Source organism: Exiguobacterium sp. BG5(2022), from assembly GCF_031844365.1.
GTDB classification, from domain to species: domain Bacteria; phylum Bacillota; class Bacilli; order Exiguobacteriales; family Exiguobacteriaceae; genus Exiguobacterium; species Exiguobacterium profundum.
Map to the genome: position 1 here is coordinate 1 of NZ_JAUZVB010000010.1, position 13,048 is coordinate 13,048.

Here is a 13,048-nt window from a genome sequence, read left to right on the forward strand (position 1 = left end):
ATTGAAACGAAAAAGTGAACTGCTGAAACCCTTGACGTTTCCCTTGCGATGGACGTTCGTCTAACGTGTCAAAACGGCAAAAATTCACCCTTTCGGGGCGATTTCGCCCGAGGGAAAAACAGGAGGAACAAGTACATGAGAATCAAAGAACTTCAAACCATCACAGGAAAACGCTATTCGACACGTCAGAAGCAATTGGAACTGATTCAAGGGATGGCACAGCAAGCAACGGTTCGCACTGGTGTATATGGGAAAGTCGTTGTCGAAGAAAGAGAACATCATGTCATGTTCCAATTCGAGAATGAACATTACGGGAAGATCAGCGAGCCTTTCACCGACAAAGAAGAACTCGACTACATCAAAGGTGCGGTGTTCATGGCATTTCATGAAGCAGAGAACATTCACTATCGATTGACTTGCACAGGAATGAATTTAACCGAACAGCAAATTCTTGAAGCGAATCACACGTTCGATGAATTGAGTCATCAAGGAGAGTTGACATATCGTGAGGTGTTGGAACAAATGAAAGGAATCGATTTAGAATTAAGATGGAGAATCGAACAATTGCTTGAAATCCATTCTTACGTCCATAAAAAAGCGTTTGAATATGCCTATGCACAACATATCATCAATATTCGGAAGCCCAACAGACTCATTGCAGAACGGGCTTGATTGATGGGGTGGTTCGAACCACCCTTTCAATCGTAAAAAGTTTTTAGTGATATATTAATGATATATTGTGTATTGCTTAAATGATATATGTATGATATAATTATGATATAAGGTTGAGAGAGGGGGATCGAAGAAAGTACATAAGTGAAAAATCAAAAATGATAGATTAGCCATCGCTCTTGTGACTCGACATTGCAAGAAACGGCTTCTCGTCAATGGGAAGGAAGATTGAATATGACAACAGTATTATCACACACGGAAGTTCAGAACGAGACAGAGGACGTTGTAAGGAAGTATGCGACAATCATCGTCAAGAACATCATGTCTAAAATTGAATCGAACGAGAAGAAGCGAGAAAAGGCGACAGAACGAAAGTTGAAAGAGTCCGAAACGGGAGTTGGCGTTAGATCGATGCGACACTGGAAAGCAACTGCCGGAATTTCATTCTACTATGAAGAGAATCAAAAACTTCTGAATGAATTAGTTCACATCAACAGATTGACGAACTTCACGGAAAACTTACATCAAGACCGTTATAAGTTCGTTGAAAAGTATCCGTTCGCTCTTAGTGAACTTCTCGACCGTGTTTGAAGAAACGGAGAGGAAAGAATAAATGCTTAGTGCTTATATGGGTTTTATCTTCTTACTGAACATCTTGCTAGTCGAGTGTTTGGTGAGAAGAATTGAAAAACAAAAAGAGGGTCGTGGTGATAAAGTGACCCTCTATAAATGGTTGCTCATAGTGACAGCAGTATTTGCAATCGCTTGGGGATCGGGTGACACCATCTTGATTCCCTCGCTTATCCTTTATATCGTCATTGGGCAAGTGTTAGTGATTGGTTATAGACGGTCATTCTGAATTGAAAATAAAAAAACGCATGGCAGATAGCCATACGCTCTTGTAACTCGACACTACAAGTATAGCGTACTAATGGCTATCCTGTCATCAAAGATGGGGGATAAGATTTTTATGTATGAAGAAAAACACGGTATTGCAAAGACAATATTACTTTTAGTAATTGTAATCTTAGCCGTAGTTGGCTTTAATTCGATTTTCAATACAGGAGTAAATTGGTTACGCGAACATGATAAGAAGAATGAAAGTTGGTCATTAGATTCTACCGACTCTACTTCAATTGAAAAGGTATGGTTCGAAAAGGTGAATGATCGCAAAATTGTATACATCGAAACAGAAGAGAAGATTGAAGTGTTTGACTTGAAGGATATAGATTATTTTATGAACGATGAAACGAGATCGTACCTAGAGAAAGAGGTATATGTTGAGAATTTTGAAAGTATGATCTTTGAAACACCGAGCAGAATGGTCGTGACAGTTTATTTGACCGAGGATGAAATGAAGAGTGCTAGTGGAGCCTATGCAAGTGAGTTCAAAGAAACAATGGAAATCACGCGAAAAAAAGAATTAATTAACGAATAATATTGAATAAAAAAACGCATGGCAGATAGCCATACGCTCTTGTAACTCGACACTACAAGAATAGCGTACCAACGGTTATCCTGTCATCAAAGACGGGAGAAAAAATATTATGGAACGCATTTCAGCACCGGTATTTCTATTGCAAGTCTTGTTGATTTTGGTTGTCCTCATGGGGTCGTTTCTCGTACAGAATACCGAGCATATGTCAGGAACTTGGCTCTTTGCTTTCTCCATGATTTTAATGAGTGTAGTCGGTTTTGTGGGGCTACAATACAAACAGGAATGTTAAATTACCTCGCTAGAAAGGATTGATGAATGCTTGGAACATATTATCTATCGTGAAACCGATTTAAAGACGTTTGAAGCGTTCCGACAACTAAAGAATAGATTGTTGGTCATCGAAACTGTTCAAGCCGTGATAGACGGCTTGGACGGTGCGGTGGATGTAATTCGGGCGAATGTTAAGGATGATGGAAGGGTGGTGGTGTTCAGTCCGTATGCTGTCTGCATCATTGATGAACAAAATGTGATGGTGATCGAAAAAGAAGAAGTTCGTCAGATATACTTATCACTCTATTCAATCTAACCAAATAACTCAAAAGGGGATTTTAATATGGAAGCAACTAAGATTTATAGTTACCAACTCAAAGGACATGAAAACTTGGAAGAGTTTGCGAAAGGGATTCTGTTCTTAGTGAACCAACGTTCTAGCGTGGAGAACACAGTAATTGAGTTTAGAACATTTGACGGATCGGACATGGTGGAACTCTTTGCTCACAAACAAGGTGATTACGATACGGAATTTGATCGAGTGTTGAAGCATCATTTTAAAGAAATTGTGAGCAAAGAAGAAGCAACGTTACTCATGGTTGGTGAATACGAAGATTATACAAAAACAGTACATCAAAAAATTGATGAACTTCAAAGCGATGACGGAGAATACATCATCGTTGCGTATCAAGACTAAATAAAGTGATTCAAACTTAACCAGTGTGGCTCAAACGTTTTCAACGTTCAGGCCACACTGATTTAAAAAATGATCGGTTGATCGCTAACAACATGGAAAATATTTAAGGATTGAGAAGAAGTGTAAATGGAATGGGGTAAACCGATATAAAGGGTAGAAGTTAATACAAACATGAAGGGAAGGGTGTCTGATGAAAAAAGCGATGACCAACATCATTGTCTTTATCATGGTCGCCCTTCCCTTGTCCGTAATTGGATGGGTTATCTACCCGATTGTGTACAGTGACAGTGAGGTTGTTGAGCAAACGCAACAGATAGCATATATAGGCGAACTGGAAGCTGTAAACGAGTATCGGAACGTCTGCAATGACTTAGAATACTCATGTAATGAGGACTTGATTCAGAACGTCCACGAGAACGCTTCTAAGCGTTCACAGGATGCTAGAGCATCCTCGACAAGTCTTTTCGATATGATCGAGGTAATTTGGAATTGAAGATTGGAGAATTAGCGATGTATAAATTCATGAAGATTGTTCCTTTCCCTGAACGATTGTTCTATATGGATCGCATGGTCGGGTATGACCAAGAACCGAAAATGCTGATTCAAATCGAAAGAGAATATGGAACGAGCAATTCTATCAGGGTGACATTCAGAGCAATGGTCAAAGTCGTTTCAGGATGTGACCATAGTAAAACTATCCGAAAAAGAGTTTCGGTTAGTCTTGTTTCGATCTTAGGAGAGAAATCAGAAGAACTTACCGAAAGGGTCTATACAGGGCATACAAAATCCTATCGTTTGCTTTCAAATCAATTAAAGCAAGAGATTGAACAAATGTTAAATCAACAGATGAATGAAACGGTATTGGTCTTAGCTTCTGAAAGACTAGATGAATGGCTTTCGTTATCACTCCATACGGAAAACTCTTCTGCATAAGTTAGAAGGGTTTTTTAATTGCAGTTTCAGTTCAGTGTTGCTTTTATGTTATACAAGTTGTATAATTATGTTATAAGTAAAATTTGCATAAGGGAGTGGTTGATGGTAATGGAAACAAGTAATTTTAGCAATCTAACAAAGGCAGAATATGAAGTGAAAGAAGCGTTAAGCAATCTAAAAGATGCGAAATTAGCATTAGAGCAAGAGTATGTTGATGCTACAAAAGCAATCATCCTCAATACTTTAAAAGATGGGAATGAACTGACGGATCAGATGCTAGATATGATTTTAGTATCTTTATCAAGACAAGTTAAAAATCTGTATGAAGATAAATGATTAAGTCAAAAATAAGAAATAGAGGAGTTGAGAAGTTGTTTACGAAAAATAAAACCGCAAAAATCACGAGACAGCACTTTCTTGAAAAAATGAAACTGATGGATTCTGAAATTGATGGCATCCAAAAAAGACTTAATGACAAGACGGAGAACGAGATTTCCAAACTATCCCTTTCGTTACTGACATTACATCTAAACTGGACGAGAGGGGCTTTTCAAAAGGGAGATCATTCATACGGTAAAGAAGAATTATGCTTCCGAAACGAAGCTGTATGGTTTCTGACAGATACGATTCATGGTGTTCCTGAATACTTATCAAGAAATGATAAATTGATTAGTATTTGTGCCGAATATATCATCGCAACAAAGATAATAAACGAATTAAACAGTGAACATTTTCCAAGCAGTAATCTATTTACATTCATGATCTTAGATGTAAATACACTTATTTAAAAATGAGAGGGTTGGAAATATGATTGATAAAATTAAAAAGGAAGGAGAGAAATTATGAAACAGAGAAGTGGAGTTACGTTAAGTCAGGTGTTCACTATCGCTATTATTGCAATTATTGTAGCAGGAATCATGTATTATTTTTAATGTATGCGATAAAGAAAGCCCCTTGCTCAATGCAGGGGGCTTTCTTTATCTTTCTTTGGTGAGTCCTGATAGATACCTGCTCTAGTCGCAAATGCTCTAAAAACATCGCCCACTATATCTACTCCACGTTCAACTTCGACCATGTATTCATGAATAACTGAATCAGGCAGGGTCATGATCGCTGCTGTCATGTCTTCGACAGTATCATATCGATTGGTTTCTTGATTAAGTTCCGTGATTTGTTGAATAACGAATTTTTCATTTTCGGTGAAGAATCTTAAAGTTCCCATAAATATAAATCTCCTTTTCATCATCTAAGTGTGGTTTTAATGATATACATATGATATAATAATGATATAAAGAAAGCAAGCGAATTTATCGAACGGGGTTGAATTGGCAATGGAACAAAAAACAATAAAAATACTTGAATTGTTCGGTGGGATTGGTGCGCCACGCAAGGCGCTTATTAACTTGGGAGTGAATCACAAGTCAATCGATTATGTTGAAATTCAGGAGAATCGGGTTCGTGCTTACAATGCACTATACGATCATAAGCATAAACCACAATCCGTTGTGGGGTGGAATCTTTGTCCTGATATACTTGTACATGGTTCACCATGTCAGGATAACAGCAGGGCGCAGTACAGTAGTAATATGAAGCCTGAATTAAAGAAACGGGGTGCTTCGGCAGGGAGTGGAACGAGAAGTTCTTTGATGCACGAAACAATTAAGATTATCCGAGGTATGGGAGAGTGGAAACCAAAAGTTGTCGTATGGGAAAACGTTGTTGGTGTACTCGACAAGAAAACAATTCCTGCATTCAATCACTATTTGAATGAAATGACTGAATTAGGTTATCAGAACAGTTTTGAAGTGTTGGATGCTAGAGATTTCGGACTTCCCCAAAAGAGAGATCGGGTCTTTTGTGTATCGACATTAGAAGGATGCTTCGACTTTTCGAAAATGCGAAGAAGAAAAATGAAAAGTATCGACCACTTCTTAGAGAAAAATGTAACTGGAGAACAATATAAGATTGCCGTTCCTTCCATGTTGAATAAGATCGAAGAGTTCAATCCTGTCAAAAAGACAGATACTTATAAACGTAGACTGAATGTGATTGAAGATTACTGTTGGACGATTACCGAGCGTCAAGATCGCTGTCCGAATGCAGGAATCATTCGACACAAGGATGAACCGGCATATCGCTACCTGACAGAACGTGAAGTGTGGAGACTCATGGGATTTGATGATGAAGATTTTGATTCGGTTCTCAAACGTTTTCCATCAAAGGAAGGAAAACGTAACGCAACACTGTACGCTCTTGCAGGGAACAGTATAGCTGTACCGATCCTTGAATCGATGTTCGAACAACTTATCTTCGGTCAACAAGGAAATCGAACGTATTTTGAAGAAATGAATGGTCAATTAAAACTTGCTTACTAATTTAATAGACGTTGGCTCGATTATCAAAGATAATCAGGCCAACGTACTTAAAACAAATTCGGAGGTTCTTTAAATGACTAAACATGAGGTCGGTGACATTATTTTTCGTAATTGTGTTACTTGTGGTATAGAAACTGAACACAAGGTGATAAAAGCTAATTACATCGATACTAATGCGTATGTTTGTACAGAGTGTCAGCAAAAAGACGAAGAACTATCTTAACGACTCTAACAATAAGGAGGAATAATGAAATGTCTGAAATGAAATTTGAACATGGAAAAATCACAGTACCTGAACAAAAAGGAAGAAGACCTGAATTTGCTTCTGAATTAACGGATGCTCAATATAATAAATTTATAAGGTTTTATGCAAAGCACGCCATGTCGTACGATTCATTGAAGGAAAGACAAAGGTACTCATTAGACAAGGTTACGGGAGTTAAGGCATTAGGGGATGGGAAAATGATAATTCAATACGAGGGCGGGGAATCTTTCAGATTCGATGCTCATTTTGCTTAATGGCTAAAAAATCGTACGGCTAATAGTATCAATAAATATGAGTTATTAAGGAGTAGATTGGTATGAGTGATAGATCAATGAAAATTGGCGATACCGTTGAAATTCTTAATGTAGGGCATTTTGGGTTTTCAAAAGGAACTATTGATAAGTGATTAACAAGTCTATAAAACGATTGTTTAATGGACTCATAAATAGAGACAAGTATCGAACTTTGCAAAATGGCTTAGTTCGGTACTTTTTTGTTTTCACCTTTTTCCGTTTTCTCGTCTATAAAACAAAGTCTATTTTCTTAATGATATAATGAGTTTATAGACTATTTATGAGAGGTAGGGTCAAAATGGCAAAAATCGGTTATGCGAGAGTTTCGACAAAAAATCAAAATCTCGATCTTCAGATCGACAAGTTAGAAGAAGTTGGTTGTGAAAAGATTTTTTATGAAAAACGAGGGGCTACACAAGAACGACCTGAATTTGAGAAGTGCTTAGAATATTTGAGGAATGGTGACAAGTTAGTTGTTTGGAAGTTAGATCGGTTAGGTAGGACAATGCGACAGTTGATTAATCTCGTTGAAGATTTAAAGGAACGTGATATTCATCTCCATATCGTGAATGATGGAATTGACACGTCCACTGATTCGGGAAAACTCATGTTTACGATTTTTTCGATGTTTGCAGAAACCGAACGGAACATGATTATCGAACGTACCAAAGTCGGTTTAGAATCGGCAAGGAAAAGAGGGCGTGTAGGTGGACGGAAAAAAATTGACCCCGATGTATTGGATCGAGCATTTATGATGTATGATTCAGGGTTTAGTGTGATGGATATTTGTCGAACGCTACCAATTCAAAAGTCAACATTCCATAAATACAATAAAGATAGAATTGAGGTAGATAAGAGTGAGTGATGAAAAACAGAATTATTCAGAAGGTATTTCTAGTGCTGTTCAAAACATTACCGCAGGATTGAAATATTGGGATGATAAAATCTCAAAAGTTCTTGTGAGCGAAGAATCCATAAAAAATATTCAATCAGTTCTGACTGGAATACAGAGTGCGGTACAAAGTATTGACTTCGAAGCGATTCATGCTTTTTATGAAGGGTTGAATCAATTCGAGAAACAAATTATCGATTTTTCTCATTCTATGTCAGAGAATGAAGTCTACCTCGATATGGACTATTACGGTGATCTGTACATAGATGAATACGAAGAATACATGAATGAACAGAAAGTTTCTGAATGGATGGAACATTCAATAGGGAAGACGGTTTCGAAAATAAATGAACTCGATTATATGCAAAGGCACAAAACAACTCTAAACCAAACTTATAAGGCGTATATGAATGGTGATTTCACTTTAGCCATAATGGGGGTGTACCCGATCCTTGAGTATTTCGTTTCGAATTGGAAGGAAAGTCAAGGGAATGGTGGTAAGTTTATGCACGAAAGCCCGACTAAAAAGCAATTAAAAAAACATGAGGTGAAAGAGATTGCAGGTGACTATTTCAGAGAAACTGAAAAGCATGAAGACATTGAACGTTTTTTTCAAATGAAAGCTTTAGAGGGATTCTATAATATGTTTCATTCTAAGGGAAAGAGCCGATTAAATAGAAACTCTATTCTTCATGGTAGTCATGATTACGATGAATTGAAAAGTGAAGACTACTTAAAGCTTGTATATCTTTTGAATACACTCACAGGGCTTCATGGGGTAGTGCTGAATGAATAGTGAGTTCACTTTGCAGATTGGCTCGATCATCGAAGATGACAGGCCAATCCGCAGCACGTCTCTGACGTGTCGTGAATCACTACCAATCACTCACCCGTTGGCAAGTTCGAACTTGCTCATAGGGTGAATAAACACAGTGCCGTGAAGAAGGTTTGTATCGCTTGTAATGCTAAGGTTGTCCGTTCGTAGCACGTCATTACTATCACCGCCCTTTCACTTGTATAGACACAGGGTGGACTGTTATAGAGTGGATGCAAACAAAAAGCCCTATTGATCGTAAAAGATCAACGGGGCTTTTATATTGAATCAAAGTGCGTTTTCGACACTTTCGACAGTTTGGTGTTGTGGTAAATATGAGCGATTTCGTTTATTTTTTTTGTTTAGTTTGATTAGATCGATCAAAACTTTAATGATATTCCCAATAAAAATAAATGGTGCAATCGGAAGCATCACGGTAATGATAACGAACTTAGAACAAAAAATGAGGAATGAAAGGATCAATCCACGTTTGAATTTTCGTACACCAAAGTATTTACTGATCACTCCGTAAGAGTAACCGATGAAATAAAATGAAAGGTAGGTGTAGAATTGATCGGGAATTATATCGAATCCGAGTGGAACAGTGGTTTGGTACAAGTTTTCGAAGAACGAAACCTTAAAAGAATCATTTTGGTTAATCGGATCACCGAAAACAAACATATACATCGAGCCACCAACCACAAACGGATAGAAGATAAACCGTTTGATTATGGAAAAAATTATTTTCATCAATTTCTACACCTCACTTTAGTATGATTTTGCTATATTTCTACCTATATACATTATACCATGTAACGCAGCCGTTTAGTAATTTTTTACTTAAATATATGTCATAAATTATTGGTGTGTGCTATAATCTTAGTATAAACTAAATAGTGAAGGAGTGGTTATGTGAATCGTGGATTAGAATTGATTTATCATAACTTTCCGAATGTGAAGAAACGCATTGAAGACCCGTCTTCCGTCATTCTTAGTAATGAGGAAGAATTAGTTTTTTATCAACTCGCTCTTTTCATGAACGAGCCGAAGGGTCAAAAGAAAACCTTGCTCAATCACACGGATGCTTATAATAAACTGAATGCAAAGTCTTTACGACTATATTTAGATATTCTTGATTATGCTTTGACTCCATCGGGGAAACTGGATGGGAACGAGACGTTCGAACCATCCAAATACGTTAAACAACGAACGTTTTTTGAAAGGTTGGTTGAAGCGATCCCTAACACGACAATTGATAAACCGACTTATTTTTGGAGATATGTACAGTCGGGAAAAATTATTCCACCACCTGATTTAATCATTGATGAACAGAACTTTTGGTCGGAAGAAACGGTGGAAAAATTCATCGAGGAAGAAAAAAATAGCCCGTTTCGAAAACGGGAATAGTTTTTTCTATATCATGGTAATGTAATTTTGTGCAATTCATTCACCAAAATATTAAAGCAATTTCCCTAAAATTAGTGTAATATAATCACTAGAAAATGACTTTAGAATTAGTTTGAGAAAATATAATATAGTACCTTCTTATCAGGCACTTAAAAAAGTGCATAAAAAAAAGAAGAAAAGTGGCAACCATACACTAGATGAATTCCTCATTCTTGGCGGGACGGGGAAAATTCAAAAAGTGTTTCGAAAAGCACCACTAATCTTCAGATCATATGAGTGTAAGCTACACTTATTGTCAGGAACACACGCCTTTTATCTTTGGCGATAGTTCTTTGATATATATAAGTTACCACATTTCATATGGTTTGCAAACATTCTAACTAGGAAAATGGATTAAAATTCGATTAATTATCGTGAAATTTTTAATTTATTTTCATGGTATGAATGTAAGATTAGTCTGACTTTGGGGTTTGCCACGCTCGATTACCGAGCATGGCAAACCTCTTTTTTCGTTCCAAATACATTTCAAGAAAGGTGGTATATCAATGGAAAACGCACTCAAAACGGTTCACCGAGTACATACGAGTCTTGAAGAAAAAGTGGTTCGACATATCATCGGAGACGGCTTCGGTTTATACGAATCTTATGCAAATGATATTCCGATTTCTATCAAACAAAAATGTGATTTTGAACTCAAAACGCAAGGGGCAGTCCGTGTCGCATATGACAAGAAATACATCGGGGAAGAACAAGAAATCGGGCAGGACATTGCTCGCTCGATCGGTGGTGTATTACACTATCACGAATCATCTTTTGGCGGTGTGTCTCACTGGACTCCGAACATATATGCACGAGCCGACCACCATTCATACATATCGACAAATAACCTAAGACGAGTACAGACAATTTGCTTCGACATTGACCAAAAAATGAGCGTACAGCAGATTCTTTTTGCATTCGAATATATGGGCTTCGACTTCCTTCCTTTCTTGATTTTATCGACTCCGAAGGGTGTACAGTTCTTTGTACGCTTCGAAGAAGCGTGGTACGGAGAAAAGGGCATCAACTATGCGAAAGACATTGCAAACCGTCTTAAAAAGGAAATGAACGTCCTTCCAATCGACACAGGGAAAGAAGTGTTCGGATGGGCTAGATTCCCGAGAGAAGAAACAATTATGTACTTTGAACCATCGAACGTGTGGAATTGCGAAGAAGCAAAAGAATGGCACAGCCAGTTCCGTGTAGATCGCTTCCGTACAGGCAAATCAATGTACACAAAACAAGCATGGTACAACGAATTGAAGAAGTATGGGGAAGTCGGGAATCGTAACTCAATCATCCTACAATTGGCTAGTGCCAACTGTAAGGATGAAATTCCGTTCGAAGATGCTTTGCAAGAGATTTTAGAATGGAACAACGCTCTTTCGACACCACAAAAGCAAGGAGAAGTCATTCGGACTGTCCGTTCGTCATATGACGTTGGGGGTTACTGGTTCGACAAGAAGATGATTGAGGACATTACAGGGTTCTCTGTCGTCACAAAGGGTTGGTACAAGCATAAGAAGACCCGTGAACAACGTAAATACGACCACAAGCATGAACTTGCAGACGACTTGACGAGTTCTTTCCAATCACACTTCGAAAAAGTGTTGCCCGATGGGGAGGGAGAAGCTATGCCCCTTGAAGTCACGTCACGTCAATTAGCAAATGAGTTGTTCGGGGAAGTGAAGAAACACAAGAGCATCACACGGGCGTTAGAAGCCGTTCACAACGCTTCTAACGGGTTTGTTGTACGCAAGAAGAAGGATGCGAACGGGAACGCCCTCAAAGGACGTGGAGCAGGGTATCTCGTCTACCGCACACAGGATTTAATCAACACTATCAGACGTGCGAAACAGGTCAAGTCGATGCTTCTCACGAGCCTTGTCTATCGTGCAGCGACGTTCGCTGAAAAGCACCAAGAACAATACGTTTCGAAGTCGAAACGCACTCCGAAAAAAATGTGTCAATTGCCTATAAAGGTTAGTACCCGTACTCTGCCCGTCCATGACCAGTACCTAGAGATATTATCCACGTTCCTAGAATAGATATGGTACTTGAAATACTTAGCAGGGTCTTTTGATAACGAAGTTATCCCTTTATCTATCTTGCGTGGATTCATATTTGTTGTGGTGATTCAGACATAGATACTTAGATGAATAGGAGTGAAGAAAATGAAAAAGCATTATCGGTACTCAAAGAAAAAGAAAAAGGCACACAATGAATTGTTGAGTGTTCAGATCGCCTTATTGATAGGTGGAATGTTCATTCTTTACAGGGAGTTAGACAACATACTATCAGGGAAATTCCCTAGTCTATCGACTCTTCTGATGGGGATTGGACTTAGCTTAATCGTCTTAGGTGTTCCATATTTAATTCGTTCGATAAAGAGAACACAACATACTAAAGATTATCAAAACTCTAGCTTGTATCAAATCGATAAGATGGACGGGATTGGGTTCGAAAGATACCTGAAATGGTTATTCGAACAAAGAGGATATAAAGCATCAACGACACAGACGACCAATGATTTTGGGGCTGACTTGATCTTATCGAAAGATGGAAAAAAGATTGTCGTCCAAGCGAAACGATATGGTTCTAACGTTGGGATTCAAGCGATTCAAGAAGTCTTCACAGCACAGCACTATTTCGATTGTGAAGAAGCATGGGTGGTAACGAATAGTCGGTTCACCAAGAGCGCAAAATTGGTTGGTCAGAAGGTAAATGTACGACTGATTGGACGTGATGAATTAGAGTCCTTCGTCAATCACGGAAAGTCAGAAGAATCGATAGAACGGTATAAAGATGATGCTAAGAAAGAGACTCGTGAATGTCCGAAATGTGGTCAGCCACTAAAGTTGAGACAGTCAAATAAAGGCTCATTTTATGGATGTAGTCGTTTCCCGAACTGTAAGCATACAGAGAAGATTTGAAGCCTGTAAGACCCGTTTTT

18 protein-coding genes are annotated in these 13,048 nt (G+C 38.2%); 17 read left to right on the forward strand and 1 reads right to left on the reverse strand.

Features of this window, described 5'->3' with window-relative positions:
- The first annotated feature begins 135 nt into the window (after window positions 1-135).
- From Q9R25_RS14755 to Q9R25_RS14800, 10 genes are all read left to right on the forward strand, one after another.
- On the forward strand, window positions 136-672 hold the full coding sequence (locus Q9R25_RS14755; protein WP_311283367.1) for a hypothetical protein: 537 nt from the start codon (window positions 136-138) through the stop codon (window positions 670-672).
- Window positions 673-906: 234 nt separating this feature from the next.
- On the forward strand, window positions 907-1,263 hold the full coding sequence (locus Q9R25_RS14760; RefSeq protein WP_311283368.1) for a DUF1140 family protein: 357 nt from the start codon (window positions 907-909) through the stop codon (window positions 1,261-1,263).
- A gap of 379 nt (window positions 1,264-1,642) precedes the next feature.
- Window positions 1,643-2,110 (forward strand): hypothetical protein, encoded by a 468-nt coding sequence (locus tag Q9R25_RS14765; RefSeq protein WP_311283369.1) that lies wholly within the window; start codon window positions 1,643-1,645, stop codon window positions 2,108-2,110.
- Window positions 2,111-2,219: 109 nt separating this feature from the next.
- Complete coding sequence (locus Q9R25_RS14770) at window positions 2,220-2,399, forward strand: hypothetical protein (RefSeq protein WP_311283370.1); 180 nt, start codon at window positions 2,220-2,222, stop codon at window positions 2,397-2,399.
- A 30-nt stretch (window positions 2,400-2,429) separates the two neighbouring features.
- Entirely contained in the window at window positions 2,430-2,696 is a 267-nt protein-coding gene (locus tag Q9R25_RS14775; protein WP_311283371.1) for a hypothetical protein, read from the forward strand.
- A gap of 27 nt (window positions 2,697-2,723) precedes the next feature.
- The gene (locus Q9R25_RS14780; protein WP_311283372.1) at window positions 2,724-3,077 is read left to right on the forward strand and encodes a hypothetical protein; all 354 of its coding nucleotides are present in this window, start codon (window positions 2,724-2,726) and stop codon (window positions 3,075-3,077) included.
- Between the two features lie 190 nt (window positions 3,078-3,267).
- Window positions 3,268-3,570, forward strand: coding sequence for a hypothetical protein (locus tag Q9R25_RS14785; protein ID WP_311283373.1), 303 nt, complete (start codon window positions 3,268-3,270; stop codon window positions 3,568-3,570).
- Between the two features lie 17 nt (window positions 3,571-3,587).
- Window positions 3,588-4,010, forward strand: a complete 423-nt coding sequence (locus Q9R25_RS14790) for a hypothetical protein (protein WP_311283374.1) — start codon at window positions 3,588-3,590, stop codon at window positions 4,008-4,010.
- Between the two features lie 102 nt (window positions 4,011-4,112).
- Window positions 4,113-4,346, forward strand: coding sequence for a hypothetical protein (locus Q9R25_RS14795; protein WP_311283375.1), 234 nt, complete (start codon window positions 4,113-4,115; stop codon window positions 4,344-4,346).
- Window positions 4,347-4,381: 35 nt separating this feature from the next.
- Window positions 4,382-4,798 carry a hypothetical protein gene (locus tag Q9R25_RS14800; protein ID WP_311283376.1) on the forward strand — a complete coding sequence of 139 codons (417 nt, stop codon included), beginning with the start codon at window positions 4,382-4,384 and terminating at the stop codon, window positions 4,796-4,798.
- A gap of 170 nt (window positions 4,799-4,968) precedes the next feature.
- Here the strand turns inward: Q9R25_RS14800 and Q9R25_RS14805 are convergent, their stop codons facing one another.
- Window positions 4,969-5,232 (reverse strand): hypothetical protein, encoded by a 264-nt coding sequence (locus tag Q9R25_RS14805; protein WP_311283377.1) that lies wholly within the window; start codon window positions 5,230-5,232, stop codon window positions 4,969-4,971.
- 109 nt (window positions 5,233-5,341) lie between these two features.
- Between Q9R25_RS14805 and dcm the strand changes: the two genes are divergently transcribed.
- The 7 genes from dcm to Q9R25_RS14840 all read left to right on the forward strand — a co-directional run bounded on the left by dcm (window position 5,342) and on the right by Q9R25_RS14840 (window position 13,028).
- Window positions 5,342-6,385, forward strand: coding sequence for a DNA (cytosine-5-)-methyltransferase (gene dcm / locus Q9R25_RS14810; protein ID WP_311283378.1), 1,044 nt, complete (start codon window positions 5,342-5,344; stop codon window positions 6,383-6,385).
- Window positions 6,386-6,637: 252 nt separating this feature from the next.
- Window positions 6,638-6,904, forward strand: a complete 267-nt coding sequence (locus Q9R25_RS14815) for a hypothetical protein (protein ID WP_311283379.1) — start codon at window positions 6,638-6,640, stop codon at window positions 6,902-6,904.
- A 337-nt stretch (window positions 6,905-7,241) separates the two neighbouring features.
- Window positions 7,242-7,808 (forward strand): recombinase family protein, encoded by a 567-nt coding sequence (locus Q9R25_RS14820; RefSeq protein WP_311283380.1) that lies wholly within the window; start codon window positions 7,242-7,244, stop codon window positions 7,806-7,808.
- Window positions 7,801-8,631, forward strand: coding sequence for a hypothetical protein (locus Q9R25_RS14825; protein ID WP_311283381.1), 831 nt, complete (start codon window positions 7,801-7,803; stop codon window positions 8,629-8,631). The genes Q9R25_RS14820 and Q9R25_RS14825 overlap by 8 nt, the downstream gene beginning before the upstream one ends.
- 930 nt (window positions 8,632-9,561) lie before the next feature.
- Window positions 9,562-10,056 carry a hypothetical protein gene (locus tag Q9R25_RS14830; RefSeq protein WP_311283382.1) on the forward strand — a complete coding sequence of 165 codons (495 nt, stop codon included), beginning with the start codon at window positions 9,562-9,564 and terminating at the stop codon, window positions 10,054-10,056.
- A gap of 545 nt (window positions 10,057-10,601) precedes the next feature.
- A complete protein-coding gene (locus tag Q9R25_RS14835) occupies window positions 10,602-12,143 on the forward strand; it encodes a primase C-terminal domain-containing protein (protein ID WP_311283383.1) in 1,542 nt (513 codons plus the stop codon).
- A 126-nt stretch (window positions 12,144-12,269) separates the two neighbouring features.
- Window positions 12,270-13,028 carry a restriction endonuclease gene (locus tag Q9R25_RS14840; RefSeq protein WP_311283384.1) on the forward strand — a complete coding sequence of 253 codons (759 nt, stop codon included), beginning with the start codon at window positions 12,270-12,272 and terminating at the stop codon, window positions 13,026-13,028.
- Window positions 13,029-13,048: the final 20 nt, after the last annotated feature.

What these genes read in the sequence shown, in the direction of transcription:
- Q9R25_RS14765 (WP_311283369.1), top strand. Translation starts at nt 1,643, where the DNA reads ATGTATGAAGAAAAACACGGTATTGCAAAGACAATATTACTTTTAGTA.
- Q9R25_RS14755 (WP_311283367.1), top strand. Translation starts at nt 136, where the DNA reads ATGAGAATCAAAGAACTTCAAACCATCACAGGAAAACGCTATTCGACA.
- Q9R25_RS14815 (WP_311283379.1), top strand. Translation starts at nt 6,638, where the DNA reads ATGTCTGAAATGAAATTTGAACATGGAAAAATCACAGTACCTGAACAA.
- Q9R25_RS14780 (WP_311283372.1), top strand. Translation starts at nt 2,724, where the DNA reads ATGGAAGCAACTAAGATTTATAGTTACCAACTCAAAGGACATGAAAAC.
- Q9R25_RS14770 (WP_311283370.1), top strand. Translation starts at nt 2,220, where the DNA reads ATGGAACGCATTTCAGCACCGGTATTTCTATTGCAAGTCTTGTTGATT.
- Q9R25_RS14790 (WP_311283374.1), top strand. Translation starts at nt 3,588, where the DNA reads ATGTATAAATTCATGAAGATTGTTCCTTTCCCTGAACGATTGTTCTAT.
- Q9R25_RS14760 (WP_311283368.1), top strand. Translation starts at nt 907, where the DNA reads ATGACAACAGTATTATCACACACGGAAGTTCAGAACGAGACAGAGGAC.
- Q9R25_RS14795 (WP_311283375.1), top strand. Translation starts at nt 4,113, where the DNA reads ATGGTAATGGAAACAAGTAATTTTAGCAATCTAACAAAGGCAGAATAT.
- Q9R25_RS14820 (WP_311283380.1), top strand. Translation starts at nt 7,242, where the DNA reads ATGGCAAAAATCGGTTATGCGAGAGTTTCGACAAAAAATCAAAATCTC.
- dcm (WP_311283378.1), top strand. Translation starts at nt 5,342, where the DNA reads ATGGAACAAAAAACAATAAAAATACTTGAATTGTTCGGTGGGATTGGT.
- Q9R25_RS14835 (WP_311283383.1), top strand. Translation starts at nt 10,602, where the DNA reads ATGGAAAACGCACTCAAAACGGTTCACCGAGTACATACGAGTCTTGAA.
- Q9R25_RS14785 (WP_311283373.1), top strand. Translation starts at nt 3,268, where the DNA reads ATGAAAAAAGCGATGACCAACATCATTGTCTTTATCATGGTCGCCCTT.
- Q9R25_RS14840 (WP_311283384.1), top strand. Translation starts at nt 12,270, where the DNA reads ATGAAAAAGCATTATCGGTACTCAAAGAAAAAGAAAAAGGCACACAAT.
- Q9R25_RS14805 (WP_311283377.1), bottom strand. Translation starts at nt 5,232, where the DNA reads ATGGGAACTTTAAGATTCTTCACCGAAAATGAAAAATTCGTTATTCAA.